The sequence below is a fragment of the Bacillus cereus group sp. RP37 genome, from assembly GCF_040459695.1.
GTDB lineage: Bacteria > Bacillota > Bacilli > Bacillales > Bacillaceae_G > Bacillus_A.
Genome location: NZ_JARVHP010000001.1, coordinates 1 through 21039, shown reverse-complemented (window position 1 = coordinate 21039; position 21039 = coordinate 1). Strand labels below are relative to the sequence as shown.

Sequence of the window (21039 nt, the reverse complement as noted above, 5' to 3'; positions counted from 1 at the left end):
AAAAAGAAGTCAACCAAAAAGCGAACATTTTTTTATAAAAAAACATTTTCGTTCGTAAGAATTATATTTTCACATTATGAAAGCCTTATCTTTCCTATAAAAAAAAAGAAACACATCTTATTATAAGAAATGTGTTTCTTTTTTATACTATCTTTATGCAGGCGGCGCATGTCCATCCTCGAAGCGACGTTCTAAGTTAACGAACTTATTGAACTCTTTAACGAATGCGAGCTCTACTGAGCCTACTGGACCGTTACGCTGCTTTGCAATAATAATTTCAATCGTATTTTTATTTTCCGTTTCTCGGTCGTAGTAATCTTCACGATATAAGAAGGCTACAATATCAGCATCCTGCTCAATACTTCCCGATTCACGAATATCAGACATCATCGGACGTTTATCTTGACGAGATTCTACACCACGAGATAACTGTGACAAGGCAATAACAGGCACTTGCAATTCACGTGCAATCCCTTTTAGTGTACGAGAAATCTCAGATACTTCCTGCTGACGGTTTTCTCCTGATTTCCCGCTTCCTTGAATAAGCTGTAAATAGTCAATCAAAACCATCCCAAGACCTTGTTCTTGCTTTAATCTACGACATTTCGCTCGAATCTCATTTACTTTAATCCCTGGTGTATCATCAATATATATACCAGCATTAGAAAGGCTACCCATCGCCATCGTTAATTTCGCCCAATCATCAGAAGTTAATGATCCGGTACGAAGTCTTTGCGCATCAATATTTCCTTCTGCACAAAGCATACGCATAACAAGCTGATCAGAGCCCATCTCCAAACTAAAAATCGCTACATTTTCATCCGTTTTCGTCGCTACGTTTTGTGCGATATTTAATGAAAATGCGGTTTTCCCTACTGATGGACGTGCCGCTACGATAATTAAATCATTTCGCTGGAAACCTGCGGTCATCTTATCTAATTCAGTAAATCCAGTTGGTATCCCAGTAACTTCACCTTTTTGATTATGCAAAAGTTCAATTTTATCATAAGCATCTACAAGAACATCTTTAATGTTTTGGAATGCTTTTGCATTTGTTTGGTGAGATACTTCTAATATTTTTTTCTCAGCCTCATTTAGAAGGCCGTCCACGTCATCTTCTCTCTCGTATCCATCTGACACAATATGAGTCGCTGTTCGAATTAAACGACGTAAAAGTGCCTTTTCAGCGATGATACGTGCATAATATTCTACGTTAGCAGCCGTTGGAACAACTTCTGCTAACTCTGCTAGATAAGAAACTCCACCAACTTCTTCTAATAATCCTTGATCAGCCATCGCTGATGTCATGATTACTAAGTCAATCGGTTCTCCTTTATCAGATAACCCAAGCATGACTTCAAAAATCTTTTGATGTTTCGTTCGATAGAATGAGTCAGGTACTAATAGTTCCGATGCTGACGTTAACGCATCCTGATCAATCAATATAGCACCCAAGACTGCCTGCTCAGCTTCTATATTATGCGGAGGGGTACGATCAGCCATTACATCACTCATACGCAATCCTCCTTGCTTAACTTATTTTTATTGTTCACTAACATGAACTTTTACTGTTGCTGTTACTTGCGGATGCAATTTCACAGTAACATTTGTATAGCCTAATGCACGAATTGCATCATCCATTTCAAATTTACGCTTATCAAGTTTAATCTTGTGTGATTTTTGCATTGCATCTACGATTTGTTTGCTCGTAATAGAACCGAATAAACGGCCACCTTCTCCAGATTTTGCCTTTACTTCTACAGTTAGTTTCTCTAATGTTTCTTTCAATTCTTTTGCATTTTCAACCTCTGCTGCTGCATCTTTTTCCTCTTTGCGCTTTTGAGCTTCTAAAGTTTTCATACTGCTATTTGTTGCTTCAGCAGCTAATCCTTGTTTTAATAAGAAGTTATTTGCATAACCATCTGGTACGTTTTTTACTTCTCCTTTTTTCCCTTTACCTTTTACGTCTTTTAGAAAAATTACTTTCATGATTGTGTGCCTCCCTGTAAATAGTCATCAATAACAAATCGAAGCTTCTCCTCAGCTTCATCTACTGTAACATTTTTCATTTGTGTGGCTGCATTCGTTAAATGCCCACCACCGCCTAAATTTTCCATAATTAGCTGCACATTCACTTCACCTAAAGACCTGCCGCTAATTCCAATGAAATTCTCGCCACGTTTTGCAATAACAAATGACGCAATAATTCCTGTCATTGTTAATAATGTGTCCGCCGATTGCGCAATAAGCACTTGATCGTAGTAATCATCACTATCAACTTTTGCAATCGCAATTCCATTTGTATAAATGTACGCATTTTTAATAGCTTTTGCAACCCGTAAATACTGATCCATATCTTCTTTTAAAAGCTCTTGTACAAGTACAGTATCTGCACCATGTGAGCGTAAATAAGAAGCAGCATCAAACGTACGAGCACCCGTCCGGAATGTAAAGCTTTTCGTATCAACAATAATACCCGCTAACAATGCTGTCGCTTCTAACATTGTCATTTTTAAATTTTTCGGTTGGTATTCAAGTAATTCTGTAACAAGTTCTGCCGTAGAAGAAGCATATGGCTCCATGTAAACAAGCAATGGATCTTCAATAAAATCTTCTCCTCGGCGATGATGGTCAATAACAACTACATTTTCAATTTTGCGTAAAAGCTTTTCTTCCATCACCATTGAAGGTTTATGCGTATCAACAACTACAAGTAAAGAATCATCATTTGCAAATTCCATCGCTTGTCCTGGTGTAATAAAGTGTGACCATAATTCTTCGTTTTGTTTCACTTTATCCATCAAACGCTTAATTCCCTTATCAGAATCATTTTCATCTAGCACAATATATCCTTTGCGCTCATTTAATTGCGCTACCTTTAAAATACCAATCGCAGCACCAATTGCGTCCATATCAGGAGCCCTGTGCCCCATTATAATGACATTGCTACTTTCTAATACTAAATCCTTTAATGCATGCGAAATAACTCTGGCACGTACACGAGTACGTTTTTCAACCGGATTTGTCTTACCACCATAAAACTTAACTTTACCTGTTGCCTGTTTAATAGCTACTTGATCTCCACCACGGCCAAGCGCAAGGTCTAAACCGGACTGCGCCATCGCCCCAAGCTCTGATAAAGGTAAATCACCTGATCCAACACCCACACTTAAAGTAAGTGGTATATTCCTTTTGGAAGTTTCTTCACGCACCTGATCTAAAATGCTAAATTTCCCTTTCTCCATCTGTGCTAAAATACTTTCATTTAGTACAACGAAGAATCTTTCTGAAGATGCACGTTTTAAATATGCCCCATACTTAACGGCCCATTCATTTAGTCGTGAAGTTACAAGACTTGTTATATTCGTACGTAATTGATCATCTAAACCTTGTGTAACTTCATCATAATTATCTAAATAAATGACAGCCAAAACAGTACGTTGATCCTCGTACATCTTTTCGATCTCTGTTTGTTCCGTTACATCAAAGAAATAAATTAACTTTTCTTCTTTCCTTACAAAAACACGAAACTTTCGATTATTTAAAGAGACTATATCATCGGAAGTTTCTCCCTTAATAAAAAGAAGTAACGTTTCTGATACATCATAAAGGTGCCATCCAGCTAACGCATGCTGTCCCAGACATGAAGATAAATAAGGATTCGCCCAATCAATCCCATAATCCTTATTGTATAACAAAATACCGATCGGCATTTGGTTAAATGCCTCATTACTCACTTTCTTTACCCTTGTAATCATATCTGTCGTATGTTTTTCAAAATTCTTTTGAAAGGTAAGTTCAAATCGTACAACAACAAAAAGGACGATACAAAAAATAAAAAAGGCGGCTATCCCCATCATTAAATGAAAATAACAGAGGATCGAAATGAGCACAAACACGAAAAATGCCAATACATAAACAGGATATAAAAACCACTGTTTCTTATAAAATTCAGGCATGTATACAACTCCTATAAAGTAAAACTAACTCACCTTCCAGTTAGTTAAACAGATTAAAATAGTATAAGGAATATTACTTTATCCTCCTATTTTAGAACGCAATGAAATCCCTAAATCAATTATACCTAAGATTGTCACAAGAGGAAACAGCATCGGAATAAACATGCAGACAATAAAACTAATAATAGGAACACCTTTCGTAAAACCTTTTCTATGCGCTAAAAAAGCAATAAATGTCAGACCTTGCAGTACGAGTAATAATGCAAATATGACATTTAGGTTAGAAAATACCATATGTAAATATGATGTCGGTTCTACTTTTATAAAAGTTGATAGCAAAATAAATATAACGTAATACCAAACAATACTCTTTGGTAATTGTATATCTTTAAATTTAGGCCAAGGTATAACATCATGTTTTAACTTTCTCAAAACACTGCCCGATAATATTACTGTGATCCAAGAAAAACATGCAGAAACGAGCACAAGTATACTTGGAAATAACGTTTGTAACATATCATTCATTTGTGCAAATAACTCTTTTTGTTCTTTACTAATCGGCATACCAGCAGCACTGACTATCTTTTCGCTTTGCGTCATACTTTCATTGAACATATTTTGCATTTGCTTCATTAAATCTATGTTAAAAAACTTTATACTCGCAACATAAATGAGCATAATACCAATTAAGTATGCAAGCGTCCCCGCTATCAAAATTTCTACCGGCTTTTTTTGTTTTTTATACATATATCCTAAAACGATACCTATCAATCCAAACATAGTTGTCTTCACTAGGTTCATCGGCTGACTGACAATAACAGTAATAAAAAGCGCCGCCGTAAAAATTACAAAGGCATTAGATAATTTATATCTAATCGTTAGCAATATAAATGGCAATGGCAACGCAAACGTTACAACCGTACCTAAAATCGGAACATACATAGATATAAGCAATAACATTGCATATATTGCTAACAACGCTGCACCCTCAGTAATAAATTTCGTATTTTTCATCCTCTAACCTCTCTTTCAAAAAAGAAAAGCATAGCAAAATGCACAGTAGAGTCCGACTCTACTGTGCATTTCATACGCTATTATTCACCAACATATGGTAAAAGTGCCATTTGACGAGCACGTTTAATTGCAACTGTAAGTTTGCGTTGGTATTTCGCGCTTGTTCCTGTTACACGACGAGGTAAAATTTTACCACGCTCAGAAACGAAACGTTTTAATAAATCAACATCTTTATAGTCAATGCGAGTGATGCCGTTAGCTGTGAAGAAACACACCTTACGACGTTTCGCACGTCCACCTTTGCGTCCTGCCATATCTATTTCCCTCCATTCTTTGTTAAAACTAACAAATTTACTGTATTAGAACGGTAAATCGTCGTCGGAAATGTCGATCGGTTGACCTACATTTGAAAATGGATCGTCATTCTTCGTAAATCCAGAGTTACCTTGGTTACCTTGGTTACCCGGATTACTAGATTGACCAAATGGGTTAGAGCCTTGGTTACCGAAACCAGCTCCTGATGGTTGCTGATTAAATGAACCACGTTGCTCCCCACCGCCATTACGCGGCTCTAAAAATTGTACGCTTTCCGCAAGAACTTCTGTTACGTATACACGTTTACCATCTTGTCCATCGTAATTACGAGTTTGAAGACGTCCGTCTACGCCTGCTAAGCTACCTTTTTTCAAATAATTTGCTACGTTTTCTGCTTGTTTACGCCATATTACACAATTAATAAAGTCAGCTTCACGCTCACCTTGTTGATTGGCAAATGCGCGATTCACAGCTAACGTAAAAGTAGCTACTGCAACACCATTGGGCGTGTAACGTAAGTCAGGGTCCTTAGTTAAACGACCAACGAGGATAACACGATTCATCAATCGAACCACTCTCCCTTATATATCAATTATTTTTCTTCTTCTTTAACAACGATATGACGAAGGATATCTTCGTTGATCTTAGCTAAACGGTCGAATTCGTTAATCGCTTCTGCGTTAGAGTTCACGTTTAAGATCATGTAGAAACCTTCACGTAAGTCGTTGATTTCGTAAGCTAAACGACGCTTACCCCACTCTTTCGTGTTAATGATTTCTGCACCATTGTTTGTTAAAACACCTGCAAAACGTTCAACTAAAGCTTTTTGAGCTTCTTCTTCAACGCCAGGACGAATGATGTACATAATTTCGTACTTTCTCATTACACTTTCACCTCCTTTTGGTCTAAACGGCCCATAATGGGCAAGGAGCAATTAATTTATAGTAATTACTCACGAGTTTAGATTATATCATAGTAAGTTGGATGAATCAACTCACCCATACATAAAAAGCTTGGCAAACACATAATATATTTGCCAAGCTCATATCTTTATTTTTCCTAGGAAATATTAAATTAAACGTTGAAGCGGAAGTGCATAACGTCTCCGTCTTTTACGATATACTCTTTTCCTTCTAAACGTACTTTTCCAGCTTCTTTTGCAGCTGTCATAGAACCGTTTGTCATTAAATCATCATAAGAAACTGTTTCTGCACGAATAAATCCACGCTCAAAGTCTGTATGAATTACACCAGCACATTGTGGTGCTTTCATACCTTGTTTAAACGTCCATGCACGTACTTCTTGCACACCAGCTGTGAAGTATGTAGCAAGTCCTAATAAATCATATGCAGCACGAATTAATTGATCTAAACCAGATTCTTCAATGCCTAGTTCTTCAAGGAATACCTTTTTCTCTTCCTCGTCTAACTCAGCGATTTCTGATTCGATTTTTGCACATACAACGATTACTTGAGAATTTTCATTTGCAGCAAATTCTTTTACCATTTGTACGTATTTGTTTTCAGAAGGATCCATAATATCATCTTCACTTACGTTTGCTACGTATAACATTTCTTTCGTTGTAAGTAAATGAAGGCCCTTCACAATCTTCATTTGCTCTTCTGTAAATTCAACAGTACGAGCCGGTTTTCCCTCTTCGAAAGCTTCTTTTAAACGCACTAAAATTTCATGCTCATATACTGCTTCTTTATCTTTTTGTCTTGCTAATTTTGCAACACGCTCGATACGTTTATCAACAGATTCTAAATCTGCTAAGATTAGCTCTAAGTTGATTGTTTCAATATCATCGATTGGATCTACTTTCCCTGAAACGTGCGTAATATTTTCGTCTTCAAAACAACGAACAACTTGGCAAATTGCATCTACTTGGCGAATATGAGATAAGAATTTATTTCCTAAACCTTCACCTTTACTAGCACCTTTTACGATACCTGCAATATCAGTAAACTCAAATACAGTCGGAACAGTTTTTTTCGGTTCTACTAATTCCGTTAATTTATTTAAACGCTCATCTGGTACTTCTACAATTCCTACGTTTGGATCAATTGTACAGAATGGATAGTTTGCAGATTCTGCTCCTGCTTGTGTAATTGCATTAAATAAAGTGGACTTCCCTACGTTAGGTAATCCAACAATCCCAGCCGTTAATCCCATATTTTTCACTCCTATGTCTCAATCTTTCATCATTATAGATAGTAACGAAAAAAATGACAAGTTTCCTCCAAACGAAAAAAAGTAACAGCTACCCATTGCAACTGTTACTTTCTCTCTATTCTTCGTGCTTCACAAGTATTTTTTTCACCTTACGATCAAACTCTCTTCGAGGAATCATTACTGAATGGTCACATCCCTCGCACTTAATGCGGATATCCATTCCCATACGAATAATCTTCCAACGATTCTCACCACATGGGTGGGCTTTCTTCATTTCCACAACATCGTACAAGTTATACTGCTTTTGCTCCATTCTCCAAACCCCTCTCCATACTAAATTGCTTTTCCACTCACCAATTCTTCACGATTATATAAAACCATACGTGGATATGGAATTTCAATACCATGTAAATCTAGACGATTTTTAATTTCTTTACGAAGTGCTCTTGCAACAACCGCATGTTGCATCGGCTCTACTTCCGCAATAACACGTAATATAACTTCCGATGCAGCCAATGTTTGCACACCTAATAACTGAGGCGTTGTTACCATTTGCGCATACTGTGCAGGTAATTCTTCTAATAACTCTTCAATGACTTGCTCCGCCTTCGCTATGTCAGCCTCATACGAAATAGATACATCAACAAATGCAACACTGTTACTAACTGAATAGTTCGTAACTTGAATAATACTTCCGTTTGGTAAAGTATGAATTTCGCCTGTCCAACTCTTTACTTTTGTTGTACGAAGTCCAATTTCTAAAACGACTCCCTCAAACTGACCAATTTTTACATAGTCACCGACTGAAAATTGATCTTCTAACAAAATAAATAATCCTGTAATGACATCTTTTACCAAACTTTGAGCACCAAATCCGACCGCTAAACCAATTACCCCGGCACCTGCTAATAAACCAGATGCATTAATATTAAACACACCTAAAATCGCAATTAACATAATGAACATAACAACGTATGCCACAATATTTTCAAGTAACTTCGCTACTGTAACTGTACGACGTTCTGAAATTTGAATTGGTGAACGGCTTCCCATGCGAAACGCATTTCGTACAATTGCACGCGCAACTCGTACCACAACTGCACCGATTATTAAAATAATACATATTTTCAATGTCGCCGTTCCAATATCAGCCCAACGATCAGCATTTAATAAATACTGTTTCGTGGCATTAAACCACTGTGTTAATAAATCCATGTACCTCTACCTCTCCAGCCAAAATTTCTTTTTAGTTATCCTTCTTATTGTATCAGAAGTCTCCTAATTGCTGAAAAATTTTTATGACTTTAATTGCATTTGTTAACTTCCATACAGGTATAAAATGGAATGAATATATATATACTAGTACTATTATTTCCGTTTCCACTCAAGTTTTACAGGAATTACGCACTTATAGTTTTCCATTTTACTCACCATATAACATATTTTGAAAATTTATTAAAAGGATGGATGCTTCATGAATATTGGAAGTTTTCGCTTACCTTTTTTCGAAAAAGAAACTCAAAATGTTATGCACCAAGACGTAGAAGCCTCCGAGACAATTAGTAACTTCTTACTTGCCCACATCCCTATTAAAACGAATATACCGGTTATTCTCATTTGTATCGGCACAGATCGTTCTACAGGCGATGCACTCGGTCCGTTAGTCGGTACGAAACTAGAACAAGTAGGAATTAAAAACTTCCAAGTTTTCGGCACACTAGATGAGCCAGTACACGCGCTAAATTTAGAAGAGAAAATTCAGAATATACAGAAAGATAATCCTACTTCATTTATCATTGCGGTTGATGCCTGTTTAGGAAAGTCTCAAAGTATTGGTTCCATCACTACCGGAATGGGGCCTAGTAAGCCTGGAGCTGCAATGAATAAAAAATTACCTGCAGTTGGTGATTTACATATTCATGGCATCGTAAACCTAAATGGTTTTATGGAGTTTTTCGTCCTGCAAAATACAAGACTAAGTTTAGTCATGAAAATGGCTGATGTAATTGCGCAGAGTATAAAAGAAACCGACCAAAAACTATCTGTATTAAAAAAAGCAAACCATCTATAAATAATAAGATGGTTTGCTTTTTAGTTTTTCTGTGCTAACAATTCTAAAATACGATTTAAATCTTCTTTATTAAAAAATTCAATTTCGATTTTACCTTTTTCTCTTTTCGTTTCTTTAATTTTCACATCTGTACCAAACTTTTCTCTTAAGAACGTTTCGCGTTCTACGAAAAATATGTTTCTCTCTTTTTTCACTTGTTTTGTTTCACGTGAAACGCGTTGATTAATCTCCTGAACAATTTTCTCTAATTGACGAACATTTAATCCTTCTTTTTCGATTCGTTTTAATAAAGAATTTAATTGTTCTTCATCTTTTATCGTAAGCAAAGTTCTCCCATGAGCCATTGAAAGCTGACCATTTGCAATCATATCTTGCACAAAAGAGGGGAGGCTTAATAACCGCGTATAATTTGCAATGTAAGGTCTGCTCTTACCAAGACGTTTCGCTAATTGTTCTTGCGTTACATTTAGCTCATTCATTAACATTTGATATGCCATTGCTTCTTCCATTGGATTTAAATCTTCTCGTTGTAAGTTTTCAAGCAATGCAAACTCCATCATTTGTTGCTCACTTAATTGTCTTACAACAGCAGGTACCTTCTCGAGTCCTGCCTCTTTGGCAGCACGATATCTTCTTTCACCTGCAACAATTTCATATCCTTTAATACTCTTTCTAGCAATTAACGGTTGCAATATACCGTGTTCCTTAATAGAAGCCGCTAATTCCTGAATCGCCTCTTTATTAAAGTGTTTACGTGGTTGATATGGATTCGGTCTTAATTCAGTTATCACAACCTCCTGAATTGTCTCTTCTTCTTTCACATCTAAATCAGGAAAAAACACATTGATTCCTCTTCCTAATCCTTTAGCCACCTGCAATCACTTCCTCTGCTAAATCTATATATACTTCTGCCCCTCTTGATTTAGCGTCATACTGCATAATTGGTTTCCCATGACTTGGTGCTTCACTTAAACGAACATTACGAGGAATAATCGAACGGTATACTTTATCCCTAAAGTATTTTTTCACTTCATCTATAACCTGAATCCCTAAATTTGTACGGGCATCCAACATCGTTAGCAATACACCTTGAATTGCTAGATTTTTATTTAAGTGCTTTTGCACAAGTCGAACTGTATTTAATAGCTGACTTAATCCTTCTAGTGCGTAATATTCGCATTGAACAGGAATAATAACAGAATCTGCTGCTGTTAATGCATTAATCGTTAATAACCCTAAGGACGGGGGACAGTCGATAATAATATAATCATATTCATCACGAACTGACTGTAATGCCCTTTGCAAACGTACTTCCCGGGAAATAGTCGGTACCAATTCAATTTCAGCACCTGCCAATTGAATTGTAGCGGGTAGAACATCTAAGTTTTCAGTTGCGGTTTTCCGTACAACCCCTTGAACATCTGCATCTTCCACAAGAACGTTGTAAATACATTGATCTAATTCGGATTTTTCAATTCCCACACCAGTCGTTGCATTTCCTTGAGCATCAATATCTACAAGAAGGACCTTCTTACCTACTTGTGCCAATCCAGCCCCTAAATTAACAGATGTTGTTGTTTTCCCAACGCCACCTTTTTGATTGGCAATAGCAATGATTTTTCCCATGATGTCACCTACTTTCAACCTTTCTATCTTATTCTAGTAACAATTACGTTTATTGTAACATGAAATAAAAGTTTTTCTTTTACGTCCTTATTAAACTTCAAAATTTATTTCTAAACTCCTTCTTCATCTAACAAGAAAATATAGTAAAAGAGACCTATCCAATAGGATAAGGTCTCTAACATGCCATTATTATTTTTTCTTCGGAATTTTAATTGTAATTTGATAGTACTCATCAAATTCTTCTTCCTCAGAATTAACATTTAAACCACTGTCAGCAACCATTTGTAATGACTGCCTAATTGTATTCATGGCGATTCTCGTATCTCGACTTACTGCTTTTTGCTTCGCCTTACGCTTCGGTTTTGCTTCCTCTAGTAATTTCGCAATTCGTTCCTCTGTTTGCTTTACATTCAGTTGTTTCTCCACAATTTCCTGTAAAACCTTCAGTTGTAATTCCTCATTCTTTAAAGGAATGAGCGCACGGGCATGGCGTTCTGTAATACTTTTTTCTAATAACGCACCTTTTATTTCTTCAGGCAACTTTAACAATCGCAACTTATTTGCGATTGTGGATTGTCCTTTTCCAAGTCGTTGTGCCAATGCTTCTTGTGTTAAATTATGTAACTCAATTAGCTTTTGATATGCCACAGCTTCCTCGATTGCTGTTAGTTCCTCACGCTGCAAGTTTTCAATTAAAGCTACAGAAGCTGTCTCTGTATCATTTAAGTTCTTTATAATTGCAGGTACCTTTTCCCACCCTAACTTTGTTGCCGCACGGAAACGCCTTTCTCCAGCGATAATCTCGTACTTATCATCCTCATATTGCCTCACAACAATTGGCTGAATCAGTCCGTGTGTACGAATCGTTAATGCTAGCTCTTCAATACGCGCATCATCAAAAACTGTTCGTGGTTGATAACGGTTAGGGGTAATATTTACTATCGGAATTTCCTGTATTTCTTCATATACCTTTTTATCTATTTCTTCATGGCTTTCGTCTTGTAATTCGAATTCGCTCTCTTTATCTCCAAAGCCAAATAAACGAGAAAACGTATTTTTCATACATATTCCACCACCTTTTAGGCCTATTGACTATTCTCCATAAAATGTTTCCTATGAAACATTTACGTTTTCATTTATATAATTTAATCTTACGTCTAATAAGATTTATTTTTCAATAGGTAATTTATTGGGTGTTCCCGGTTTGCGTGGATATTTCTTTGGTGTCTTGCGCTTTTTCTCGATTAATAAAATATTACGTTCACTTTCTTCAAACGGTAATTGGAACGTAGACATTTCTTTTAAATTCCCGCCTAGCACCTCTAAAGCATACTTGCCATTTTCAATTTCTTCATTTGCTGCGGCACCTTTCATTGCAATGAATGTTCCCCCAACTTTTACAAGTGGTAAACATAATTCACTTAATACCGAAAGACGCGCAACTGCACGTGCCATTACAATATCGTACGATTCACGTACACCTTCTTTTTTCCCAAATGTTTCAGCACGATCGTGACAAAACGCAACGTCACTTAATCCCAATTTTTGTGCTAAATGATTTAAGAAGTTAATACGTTTTTGCAATGAATCTACAATTGTCACTTTTAAGTGCGGGAAACAGATTTTTAAAGGAATACTTGGGAAGCCAGCTCCTGCACCAACATCACAAATTGAGAATGGTTTTGAAAAATCATAATAGAAAGCAGCGGTAATGGAATCAAAAAAGTGTTTTAAATATACTTCTTCTTTCTCCGTAATAGCCGTTAAGTTCATTTTTTCATTCCACTCTACTAATGTTTCGAAGTAGATTTCGAACTGCTCTAACTGTCTAGAAGAGAGGATGATACCCTTCTCTTCTAGCATAGATTGAAATTGTTCTATGTTCATCTAACAATATCTCCTTACTATTTATTGGTTCGATACTCGCGCAATTTTTCCTTGTTCAATATACACAAGCAAGATGGAAACATCCGCTGGATTTACGCCAGAAATACGTGAAGCCTGACCCATTGAAAGTGGACGAACATCTTTCAATTTCTGTCTAGCTTCTGAGGCAAGACTAGAAATTGCATCATAATCAATATCCACAGGGATTTTTTTGTTTTCCATTTTCTTCATACGCTCTACTTGCTGTAAAGATTTTTCGATATATCCTTCGTACTTAATCTGAATTTCAACTTGTTCTGTAATTTCATCACTTAATTCTACTTCACTTGGTACTAAAAGATGAATATGCTCATATGTCATCTCTGGACGACGTAATAAATCACTTGCACGTATTCCATCTTTCAATTCACTTCCGCCAATACTACGAATTAATTCTTGAACTTCAGGACGTGGTTTAATAATAATGCTTCCTAAACGTTCCTTTTCCTGTTCAATTTGTAATTTTTTATTTGTAAATCGCTCGTAGCGCTCTTCTTTAATTAATCCAATTTCACGACCAACTTCAGTTAAACGTAGATCAGCATTATCGTGGCGTAATAATAGGCGATATTCTGCACGAGACGTTAATAAACGATATGGTTCATTTGTACCTTTCGTTACAAGATCATCAATTAAGACACCAATATAAGCATCTGCGCGACCTAAAATAACTTCTTTTTTACCTAAAGAACGACATGCTGCATTAATCCCAGCCATAAGCCCTTGTCCTGCCGCCTCTTCGTAACCAGAAGTTCCGTTAATTTGTCCTGCTGTATATAAATTTTTGATTTTTTTCGTTTCAAGTGTCGGCCATAGTTGTGTTGGCACGATTGCATCATATTCAATTGCATAACCTGTACGCATCATTTCAACGTTTTCTAGGCCAGGTATTGTTCTAAGCATATCACGTTGCACATCTTCTGGTAAGCTTGTGGATAAACCTTGTACATACACTTCTTGTGTATTACGTCCTTCTGGCTCTAAGAAAATTTGATGACGTGGTTTATCATTAAACCTTACTACTTTGTCTTCAATCGAAGGACAATATCTAGGTCCTGTTCCCTTAATCATACCAGAATACATAGCTGAGCGATGTAAGTTTTCATCTATTAAACGATGTGTTTCCGTACTTGTATACGTCAACCAACATGGAATTTGATCCATAATAAATTTTGTCGTTTCAAAAGAGAAAGCTCGTGGTTTATCATCACCTGGCTGAATTTCTGTTTTACTGTAATCAATCGTATTACTATTTACACGCGGAGGTGTACCTGTTTTAAATCTAACAAGATCAAATCCAAGCTCCTCTAAATGTTCAGATAAAGTAATAGATGGTTGTTGATTATTCGGACCGCTCGAATATTTTAAATCTCCCATAATAATCTCACCACGTAAAAATGTTCCAGTCGTAATTACAACAGTTTTTGCTGTATATTCAGCACCAGCTTGCGTAATTACCCCTTTACATTCGCCATCTTCAACGATTAAACGCTCTACCATTCCTTGGAACAACGTTAAGTTTGGTGTTTCTTCAATTGTTTTCTTTAATTCATGCTGGTAAGAGAACTTATCTGCTTGTGCTCGAAGTGCACGTACAGCTGGTCCTTTACCTGTATTTAACATACGCATTTGAATATATGTTTTATCAATGTTGCGTCCCATTTCTCCGCCTAATGCATCAATTTCACGAACAACAATCCCTTTTGCTGGTCCACCAACAGAAGGGTTACATGGCATAAACGCTACCATATCTAAGTTAATTGTTAACATTAATGTTTTGGAGCCCATTCGTGCTGCCGCAAGACCAGCTTCACATCCTGCATGACCTGCACCGATTACTATGACATCGTATGAACCGGCATTGTATCCCATTGTTTATTCCTCCTAATAATCTCTATCTTTCTAAAACATCTCTATATTATTTTCCTAAACAAAATTGAGAGAACAACTGGTCAATTAGGCTCTCATGGACTGTGTCACCAGTAATTTCACCAAGTATTTCCCACGTTCTTGTTAAATCAATTTGCACCATATCAATTGGAACACCATTTTCTATCGCCTCAATTGCATCTCCAATTGTTTTTCCTGCTTGTGTTAATAATCCAATATGTCTCGCGTTAGAAACATATGTCACATCTGCAGAATCAATTGTTCCTTCAAAGAATAAATCAGCTATTGCCTGTTCAAGTTCATCTATTCCTTGTTCCTCAATTAACGATGTTGTAATAACACGATTTCCCGCTGCCAATTCTGTAATACGTTCCATATTGATTGCTTGCGGTAAATCTGTCTTATTTACAATAACAATGAAATCTTTTCCTTGTACAGCACGGAATAGATCTTCATCCTCATTCGTTAAAGCTTCGCTATAATTAACGACAACTAACACTAAATCAGCTTGGCTCATCATTTCTTTTGAGCGCTCTACACCAATTCGTTCCACAACATCTTCTGTTTCACGAATTCCGGCTGTATCTATAAGTTTAAGTGGTACACCACGCACATTAACGTACTCTTCAATAACATCACGAGTTGTTCCTGCAATATCGGTTACAATTGCCTTTTTCTCCTGAACGAGACTATTCAATAGCGATGATTTCCCAACGTTAGGTCTACCGATGATTGCAGTAGCAATACCTTCACGTAAAATCTTTCCTTGCTTCGATGTTTCTAATATTTTTGCAATTTCAGTACGAACATGTGTAGCTTTCTCAATTAAAATATTATGTGTCATTTCTTCCACATCATCATATTCTGGGTAATCTATGTTTACCTCAACATGAGCTAACGTTTCTAATATGTCCTGACGCAGACGGCCAATTAATTTAGATAAACGCCCTTCCATTTGATTAATCGCTACGTTCATTGCACGATCTGTTTTTGCGCGGATTAAGTCCATAACAGCCTCTGCTTGTGATAAATCAATACGACCATTTAAAAAAGCACGTTTCGTAAATTCACCAGGCTCCGCTAATCGTACTCCTTGCGCTAAAATAAGTTGCAATACTTTATTTACTGAAACAAGTCCGCCATGACAGTTAATTTCTACTATATTTTCACGTGTAAAAGTCCTTGGTGCACGCATAATAGACACCATCACTTCTTCAATAACCTGATTTGTATCTAAATCAACGATATGACCATAATGAATTGTGTGCGAAGGAACCTCTGTTAAATCCTTCCCTTTAAAAATACGATTAACTTTTTCAACCGCATCATCCCCACTTACTCGAACAATGGCAATTGCACCCTCTCCAAGCGCCGTGGAAATCGCAGCAATTGTATCAAATTCCATGTCCTTTCACCTCACTTGCTTATTTATCTCTATTTCAACATGATTATTTTCTTCACTAAATTATTAGAATACCATAACGAACCTATCTACAAAAGAATAATAACTCATTTTATTATGTCCTCATGTGAAAAACACTAAACTTATTCACAGTGGATAAGTTTAGTGTTTTTTAGTTATCCACATCTATTTTTCCCTCAAAAAAACCGGCACTCAATTGAGTAACCGGTCACTTGGAAGATATTACAACATGTCGATGTGGTTCTTTTCCTTCAGAAGTTGTAATGATATTTTGATGATTAGATAATGCTTGGTGGATAATCTTTCGTTCAAAAGATGGCATAGGCTCCAATACAACTCTTTTTTTCGTACTTACTACTTGTTTTGCTAATCGATAAGAAAGTGCTTCTAATGTACCTTTTCTTTTACTACGATAATTCTCAGCATCTAGTGTGATACCAATATACTGCTTCGTATTACGATTCGCCACAAGTTTTGTTAAATACTGTAAAGAATTCAAGGTGTTTCCTCTTTTTCCAATCAAAACACCTATATTTTCGCCAGAAATTGTAAATTCAACTTCGCGTCCTTTTACAATTTTACTAATCTCAGTTTCCACACCCATATCGTGAATAACATTTTTTAAATATTCTTCACATTCTTGAATTGGATCTTTCTTCAATACAACTTCTACTACTGCAGGTCGATTCCCAAATAAACCTAAGAACCCTCTTTTACCCCCATCGATAATATTTATATCTACTCGGTCTTTTGAAACATTTAGTTGCCTTAAAGCATCTTGTACTGCCAGCTCGACTGTTTGTCCTTTAGCAGTAATTATACTCACTTGCTTGATCCTCCTGCCTTACTAGCCTTAATTTCTGGCCCCTTGATCAAGTACATTTGAGCGATACCAAAGATATTACCAACAACCCAGTAAAGTGATAATGCAGCTGGGAAGTTAATTGCAAAGACTAAAATCATAATTGGCATAAGCCAAATCATCATTGCCATTTGCGGGTTTTGACCAGCTGTTCCTGCCATTGCAAGCTTTTGCTGAATAAATGTCGTAATTGCCGCAACAACCGGTAAGATATAGTACGGATCTGCCTGTCCTAAGTCGAACCATAAAAATGTATGCTTACTAATTTCTGCTGTTCTCATAATCGCATGGTAAAACGCGAATAAAATAGGCATCTGAACAAAGATTGGTAAACATCCTGCTAATGGGTTTACACCATTTTTTTGATATAACTGCATCATTTCTTGTTGTAGTTTCTGCTGTGTTGCTTGATCTTTAGAGCTATATTTCTCTTTTAACTTCACCATTTCTGGTTGTAACGCTTGCATTGCTTTCGTACTCTTTGTTTGTTTAATCATTAATGGTAATAATGCAAAACGAATAATAAGAGTCGTAACAACGATTGCTAAACCGTAATTACTACCAAATAAGTTGGCAAAATACGTAATTAACTGAGAAAGCGGGTATACGAAGTATTCATTCCAAATTCCAGTGCTTTTTGGTGTAATTGGCTGTTTTACTTCACTACAGCCAGCAGTAATCGCCATTAATGCAATAACCATGGCTAGTAAACCTAATTTCTTTTTCAAAGCCTACTCCTCCTTGTATCGGTATGTATATAGTGTAATTCATTTCCTTACGCTACTTTTTTATTCTTTTCATACCAGAGCGTTTAAAGACATGAATTAAGCTTTTCTTTAATTCTTCATATGTCATCTCTGCACAAGGCTTCCTTGCTATTATAACAAAATCTTTTCCAGAATCTATCTCATCTTTTAATTCTGTGATCGACTGGCGAATCATACGTTTAATTCGGTTACGCACTACTGCATTTCCTATTTTCTTGCTGACAGAAAGGCCAATACGAAAGTTTGGCTGTCCTTCTTTATCTAGTTGATAGACAACAAGCTGACGATTCGCATAAGATTTTCCTTTTTGAAAAACCGTCTGGAATTCATCATTCTTTTTTATACGATGTTTTTTCTTCATATCAATTGACACTCCTGTAGTTCATCAGCGGAAATTCACTATTATTAGAAAAAAAGACCACTGAACGATCAGTGGTCTACGCAGATAATACTTTTCTTCCTTTACGACGACGAGCTGCTAGCACTTTACGTCCGTTCGCTGTGCTCATACGGCTGCGGAAACCATGTACTTTGCTGCGCTTACGTTTATTTGGTTGGTAAGTTCTTTTCATTATATGACACCTCCCTGAGGAATATCTGTTAAAGACAGTCTTATAAATTATAGTTAATCAACTAGGAAAATGTCAATGGTTCTTGAAATTTTCATCAAATATTCATTTTGAACCTATTCACATACTTTTTCACAGACCCCATATTTCCTTGTGGATAAATGTTTTTTCTTGTTTTTTATATCCACAAACTCTTTTCGTACTTTTACACAGTATATCGTGTTGTGGACAAGTTTATTCCACAAGGTATTGATTTTGTGGATAACTTTCTTAATTTCATTGCTATAGCTACTTTTTTTTGATATTATAGTTGTGTTTTCACTTTGAATAAGTTTTCCACATCTTTATCTTATCCACAATTTGTGTATAACATGTGGACAGTTTTAATCACATGTGGGTAAATGATTATCCACATTTACTTTTTTTGTCGAAAACCCTATCTCATATACAAACGACGTTTTTAGGTTTTAAAATACGTTTCGTATAAATATACATTTTATATTTATTTAGGTTGTACATTTGTTGCGCAACCTTATTCTTTTACCATCTTAGTAAAGGAGGGACACCTTTGGAAAACATCTCTGATTTATGGAACAGCGCCTTAAAAGAACTAGAAAAAAAGGTCAGTAAACCTAGTTATGAAACATGGTTAAAATCAACAACCGCACATAATTTAAAGAAAGACGTATTAACAATTACAGCTCCAAATGAATTCGCTCGTGATTGGTTAGAATCTCATTATTCAGAGCTAATTTCGGAAACACTTTATGATTTAACAGGGGCAAAGTTAGCTATTCGCTTTATTATTCCCCAAAGTCAAACTGAAGAGGAGATTGATCTTCCTCCTTCTAAACCAAATTCAGCACAGGATGATTCTAATCATTTACCACAGAGTATGCTAAATCCAAAATATACGTTTGATACATTTGTTATTGGCTCTGGTAACCGTTTTGCCCACGCTGCTTCATTGGCCGTAGCCGAAGCGCCAGCTAAAGCATATAATCCCCTCTTTATTTATGGGGGAGTTGGACTTGGAAAGACCCATTTAATGCATGCAATTGGTCATTATGTAATTGAACATAACCCAAACGCGAAGGTTGTATATTTATCATCAGAAAAATTTACAAATGAGTTCATTAATTCTATTCGTGATAATAAAGCGGTCGATTTTCGTAATAAATACCGCAATGTAGATGTTTTATTGATAGATGATATTCAATTTCTAGCAGGAAAAGAACAAACTCAAGAAGAGTTTTTCCATACATTCAATGCATTACACGAAGAAAGTAAACAAATTGTAATTTCAAGTGATCGGCCACCAAAAGAAATTCCAACTTTAGAAGATCGTCTTCGTTCTCGCTTTGAATGGGGACTCATTACGGATATTACGCCACCAGATTTAGAAACACGAATTGCAATTTTACGTAAAAAAGCAAAGGCTGAAGGACTCGATATACCAAATGAGGTTATGCTTTATATTGCAAATCAAATCGATTCAAATATTCGTGAACTAGAAGGTGCACTCATCCGAGTTGTAGCTTATTCATCTTTAATTAACAAAGATATTAATGCTGATTTAGCTGCTGAGGCACTTAAAGATATTATTCCAAATTCTAAACCAAAAATTATCTCTATTTATGATATTCAAAAGGCTGTCGGGGATGTTTACCAAATAAAACTGGAAGATTTCAAGGCGAAAAAGCGAACAAAATCAGTTGCCTTCCCTCGCCAAATTGCAATGTATTTATCACGCGAACTTACAGACTCCTCCTTACCTAAAATAGGTGAAGAATTCGGTGGACGTGATCATACAACAGTTATCCATGCCCATGAAAAAATTTCTAAGCTGCTTAAAACAGATACGCAATTACAAAAGCAAGTTGAAGAAATTAACGATATTTTAAAGTAGTAGCTGAATAGTGTGAATAACTTTCCTTGTTTTACGCACAGTCTATCCACATGTAGATAGACTGTTTTTACATCCTTCAACGGAGTTATCCACATATCCACAAGCCCTACTACTATTACTACTATTTTTTTATCTTTATTAATTAAATAAAATCTTATACTTACCGGAGGTTTTTCTTTATGCGTTTTACAATACAAAAAGACTATCTTGTAAGAAGTGTACAAGATGTAATGAAGGCAGTTTCTTCTCGTACAACAATTCCGATCCTTACAGGAATTAAAGTTGTCGCTACGGAAGAAGGAGTTACGTTAACAGGAAGCGATGCGGATATTTCTATCGAATCTTTTATCCCAGTTGAAGAAGATGGAAAAGAAATCGTAGAAGTAGCACAATCAGGCAGTATTGTTTTACAAGCAAAATATTTTAGTGAGATTGTAAAAAAATTACCTAAAGAGACTGTCGAAATTTCAGTGGAAAATCATTTTATGACAAAAATAACTTCTGGAAAGTCAGAGTTTAATTTAAATGGTTTA

22 protein-coding genes and 1 pseudogene are annotated in these 21039 nt (G+C 36.1%); 3 read left to right on the top strand and 20 right to left on the bottom strand.

Features of this window, described 5'->3' with window-relative positions; translation table 11 throughout:
* Positions 1-153 precede the first annotated feature (153 nt).
* From dnaB to QCI44_RS00070, 10 genes are all read right to left on the bottom strand, one after another.
* Positions 154-1515, bottom strand: a complete 1362-nt coding sequence (gene dnaB, locus QCI44_RS00115) for a replicative DNA helicase (RefSeq protein WP_001286242.1) — start codon at positions 1513-1515, stop codon at positions 154-156.
* A 27-nt stretch (positions 1516-1542) separates the two neighbouring features.
* Positions 1543-1989, bottom strand: coding sequence for a 50S ribosomal protein L9 (gene rplI / locus QCI44_RS00110; RefSeq protein WP_000864237.1), 447 nt, complete (start codon positions 1987-1989; stop codon positions 1543-1545).
* On the bottom strand, positions 1986-3959 hold the full coding sequence (locus tag QCI44_RS00105) for a DHH family phosphoesterase (protein ID WP_016085351.1): 1974 nt from the start codon (positions 3957-3959) through the stop codon (positions 1986-1988). Before QCI44_RS00105 ends, rplI begins: the two co-directional genes overlap by 4 nt.
* 78 nt (positions 3960-4037) lie before the next feature.
* Positions 4038-4973, bottom strand: coding sequence for a YybS family protein (locus QCI44_RS00100; RefSeq protein WP_116363704.1), 936 nt, complete (start codon positions 4971-4973; stop codon positions 4038-4040).
* Between the two features lie 80 nt (positions 4974-5053).
* The gene (gene rpsR / locus QCI44_RS00095; RefSeq protein WP_000918873.1) at positions 5054-5287 is read right to left on the bottom strand and encodes a 30S ribosomal protein S18; all 234 of its coding nucleotides are present in this window, start codon (positions 5285-5287) and stop codon (positions 5054-5056) included.
* Between the two features lie 45 nt (positions 5288-5332).
* Positions 5333-5854: a single-stranded DNA-binding protein gene (ssb, locus tag QCI44_RS00090; RefSeq protein ID WP_016136148.1), complete on the bottom strand. Its 522-nt coding sequence runs from the start codon at positions 5852-5854 to the stop codon at positions 5333-5335.
* Positions 5855-5880: 26 nt separating this feature from the next.
* Positions 5881-6171: a 30S ribosomal protein S6 gene (gene rpsF, locus QCI44_RS00085; protein WP_001233781.1), complete on the bottom strand. Its 291-nt coding sequence runs from the start codon at positions 6169-6171 to the stop codon at positions 5881-5883.
* 191 nt (positions 6172-6362) lie between these two features.
* Positions 6363-7463, bottom strand: a complete 1101-nt coding sequence (ychF, locus tag QCI44_RS00080) for a redox-regulated ATPase YchF (RefSeq protein WP_000524664.1) — start codon at positions 7461-7463, stop codon at positions 6363-6365.
* A gap of 115 nt (positions 7464-7578) precedes the next feature.
* Positions 7579-7776 (bottom strand): DUF951 domain-containing protein, encoded by a 198-nt coding sequence (locus tag QCI44_RS00075; RefSeq protein WP_000436051.1) that lies wholly within the window; start codon positions 7774-7776, stop codon positions 7579-7581.
* 20 nt (positions 7777-7796) lie between these two features.
* Positions 7797-8678, bottom strand: coding sequence for a mechanosensitive ion channel family protein (locus QCI44_RS00070; RefSeq protein ID WP_016085348.1), 882 nt, complete (start codon positions 8676-8678; stop codon positions 7797-7799).
* A 259-nt stretch (positions 8679-8937) separates the two neighbouring features.
* Between QCI44_RS00070 and yyaC the strand changes: the two genes are divergently transcribed.
* A complete protein-coding gene (yyaC, locus tag QCI44_RS00065; protein ID WP_016085347.1) occupies positions 8938-9534 on the top strand; it encodes a spore protease YyaC in 597 nt (198 codons plus the stop codon).
* A 20-nt stretch (positions 9535-9554) separates the two neighbouring features.
* Here yyaC and spo0J read toward each other — a convergent pair whose 3' ends face one another.
* The 10 genes from spo0J to rpmH all read right to left on the bottom strand — a co-directional run bounded on the left by spo0J (position 9555) and on the right by rpmH (position 18600).
* Positions 9555-10406, bottom strand: a complete 852-nt coding sequence (gene spo0J / locus QCI44_RS00060) for a stage 0 sporulation protein Spo0J (RefSeq protein WP_080117787.1) — start codon at positions 10404-10406, stop codon at positions 9555-9557.
* Positions 10399-11160, bottom strand: a complete 762-nt coding sequence (gene soj / locus QCI44_RS00055) for a sporulation initiation inhibitor protein Soj (protein WP_016085345.1) — start codon at positions 11158-11160, stop codon at positions 10399-10401. The genes spo0J and soj overlap by 8 nt, the downstream gene beginning before the upstream one ends.
* Positions 11161-11349: 189 nt before the next feature.
* Entirely contained in the window at positions 11350-12222 is an 873-nt protein-coding gene (gene noc, locus QCI44_RS00050; RefSeq protein WP_016085344.1) for a nucleoid occlusion protein, read from the bottom strand.
* Positions 12223-12327: 105 nt separating this feature from the next.
* On the bottom strand, positions 12328-13047 hold the full coding sequence (gene rsmG, locus QCI44_RS00045; protein WP_016085343.1) for a 16S rRNA (guanine(527)-N(7))-methyltransferase RsmG: 720 nt from the start codon (positions 13045-13047) through the stop codon (positions 12328-12330).
* 21 nt (positions 13048-13068) lie between these two features.
* Positions 13069-14958 carry a tRNA uridine-5-carboxymethylaminomethyl(34) synthesis enzyme MnmG gene (gene mnmG / locus QCI44_RS00040; RefSeq protein ID WP_016085342.1) on the bottom strand — a complete coding sequence of 630 codons (1890 nt, stop codon included), beginning with the start codon at positions 14956-14958 and terminating at the stop codon, positions 13069-13071.
* Positions 14959-15004: 46 nt separating this feature from the next.
* On the bottom strand, positions 15005-16381 hold the full coding sequence (gene mnmE, locus QCI44_RS00035; RefSeq protein WP_016085341.1) for a tRNA uridine-5-carboxymethylaminomethyl(34) synthesis GTPase MnmE: 1377 nt from the start codon (positions 16379-16381) through the stop codon (positions 15005-15007).
* 226 nt (positions 16382-16607) lie between these two features.
* Complete coding sequence (gene jag, locus QCI44_RS00030) at positions 16608-17225, bottom strand: RNA-binding cell elongation regulator Jag/EloR (protein ID WP_098985802.1); 618 nt, start codon at positions 17223-17225, stop codon at positions 16608-16610.
* Positions 17222-17989 carry a YidC family membrane integrase SpoIIIJ gene (spoIIIJ, locus tag QCI44_RS00025; protein WP_016085339.1) on the bottom strand — a complete coding sequence of 256 codons (768 nt, stop codon included), beginning with the start codon at positions 17987-17989 and terminating at the stop codon, positions 17222-17224. The genes jag and spoIIIJ overlap by 4 nt, the downstream gene beginning before the upstream one ends.
* A 52-nt stretch (positions 17990-18041) precedes the next feature.
* On the bottom strand, positions 18042-18389 hold the full coding sequence (gene rnpA / locus QCI44_RS00020) for a ribonuclease P protein component (RefSeq protein WP_016085338.1): 348 nt from the start codon (positions 18387-18389) through the stop codon (positions 18042-18044).
* A gap of 76 nt (positions 18390-18465) precedes the next feature.
* Positions 18466-18600, bottom strand: a complete 135-nt coding sequence (gene rpmH / locus QCI44_RS00015; RefSeq protein WP_000831901.1) for a 50S ribosomal protein L34 — start codon at positions 18598-18600, stop codon at positions 18466-18468.
* Between the two features lie 565 nt (positions 18601-19165).
* Between rpmH and dnaA the strand changes: the two genes are divergently transcribed.
* Both dnaA and QCI44_RS00005 read left to right on the top strand, forming a co-directional pair.
* Positions 19166-20506, top strand: a complete 1341-nt coding sequence (gene dnaA, locus QCI44_RS00010) for a chromosomal replication initiator protein DnaA (RefSeq protein WP_098985801.1) — start codon at positions 19166-19168, stop codon at positions 20504-20506.
* Between the two features lie 179 nt (positions 20507-20685).
* Positions 20686-21039: pseudogene (locus tag QCI44_RS00005) on the top strand (DNA polymerase III subunit beta); the annotation flags it as partial.

Coding starts and splice junctions, on each gene's coding strand:
- QCI44_RS00070 (WP_016085348.1), bottom strand. CDS start 8,678: ATGGATTTATTAACACAGTGGTTTAATGCCACGAAACAGTATTTATTA.
- yyaC (WP_016085347.1), top strand. CDS start 8,938: ATGAATATTGGAAGTTTTCGCTTACCTTTTTTCGAAAAAGAAACTCAA.
- ychF (WP_000524664.1), bottom strand. CDS start 7,463: ATGGGATTAACGGCTGGGATTGTTGGATTACCTAACGTAGGGAAGTCC.
- mnmG (WP_016085342.1), bottom strand. CDS start 14,958: ATGGGATACAATGCCGGTTCATACGATGTCATAGTAATCGGTGCAGGT.
- QCI44_RS00105 (WP_016085351.1), bottom strand. CDS start 3,959: ATGCCTGAATTTTATAAGAAACAGTGGTTTTTATATCCTGTTTATGTA.
- QCI44_RS00100 (WP_116363704.1), bottom strand. CDS start 4,973: ATGAAAAATACGAAATTTATTACTGAGGGTGCAGCGTTGTTAGCAATA.
- rplI (WP_000864237.1), bottom strand. CDS start 1,989: ATGAAAGTAATTTTTCTAAAAGACGTAAAAGGTAAAGGGAAAAAAGGA.
- QCI44_RS00075 (WP_000436051.1), bottom strand. CDS start 7,776: ATGGAGCAAAAGCAGTATAACTTGTACGATGTTGTGGAAATGAAGAAA.
- rpsF (WP_001233781.1), bottom strand. CDS start 6,171: ATGAGAAAGTACGAAATTATGTACATCATTCGTCCTGGCGTTGAAGAA.
- dnaB (WP_001286242.1), bottom strand. CDS start 1,515: ATGAGTGATGTAATGGCTGATCGTACCCCTCCGCATAATATAGAAGCT.
- noc (WP_016085344.1), bottom strand. CDS start 12,222: ATGAAAAATACGTTTTCTCGTTTATTTGGCTTTGGAGATAAAGAGAGC.
- rnpA (WP_016085338.1), bottom strand. CDS start 18,389: ATGAAGAAAAAACATCGTATAAAAAAGAATGATGAATTCCAGACGGTT.
- rsmG (WP_016085343.1), bottom strand. CDS start 13,047: ATGAACATAGAACAATTTCAATCTATGCTAGAAGAGAAGGGTATCATC.
- rpsR (WP_000918873.1), bottom strand. CDS start 5,287: ATGGCAGGACGCAAAGGTGGACGTGCGAAACGTCGTAAGGTGTGTTTC.
- rpmH (WP_000831901.1), bottom strand. CDS start 18,600: ATGAAAAGAACTTACCAACCAAATAAACGTAAGCGCAGCAAAGTACAT.
- mnmE (WP_016085341.1), bottom strand. CDS start 16,381: ATGGAATTTGATACAATTGCTGCGATTTCCACGGCGCTTGGAGAGGGT.
- soj (WP_016085345.1), bottom strand. CDS start 11,160: ATGGGAAAAATCATTGCTATTGCCAATCAAAAAGGTGGCGTTGGGAAA.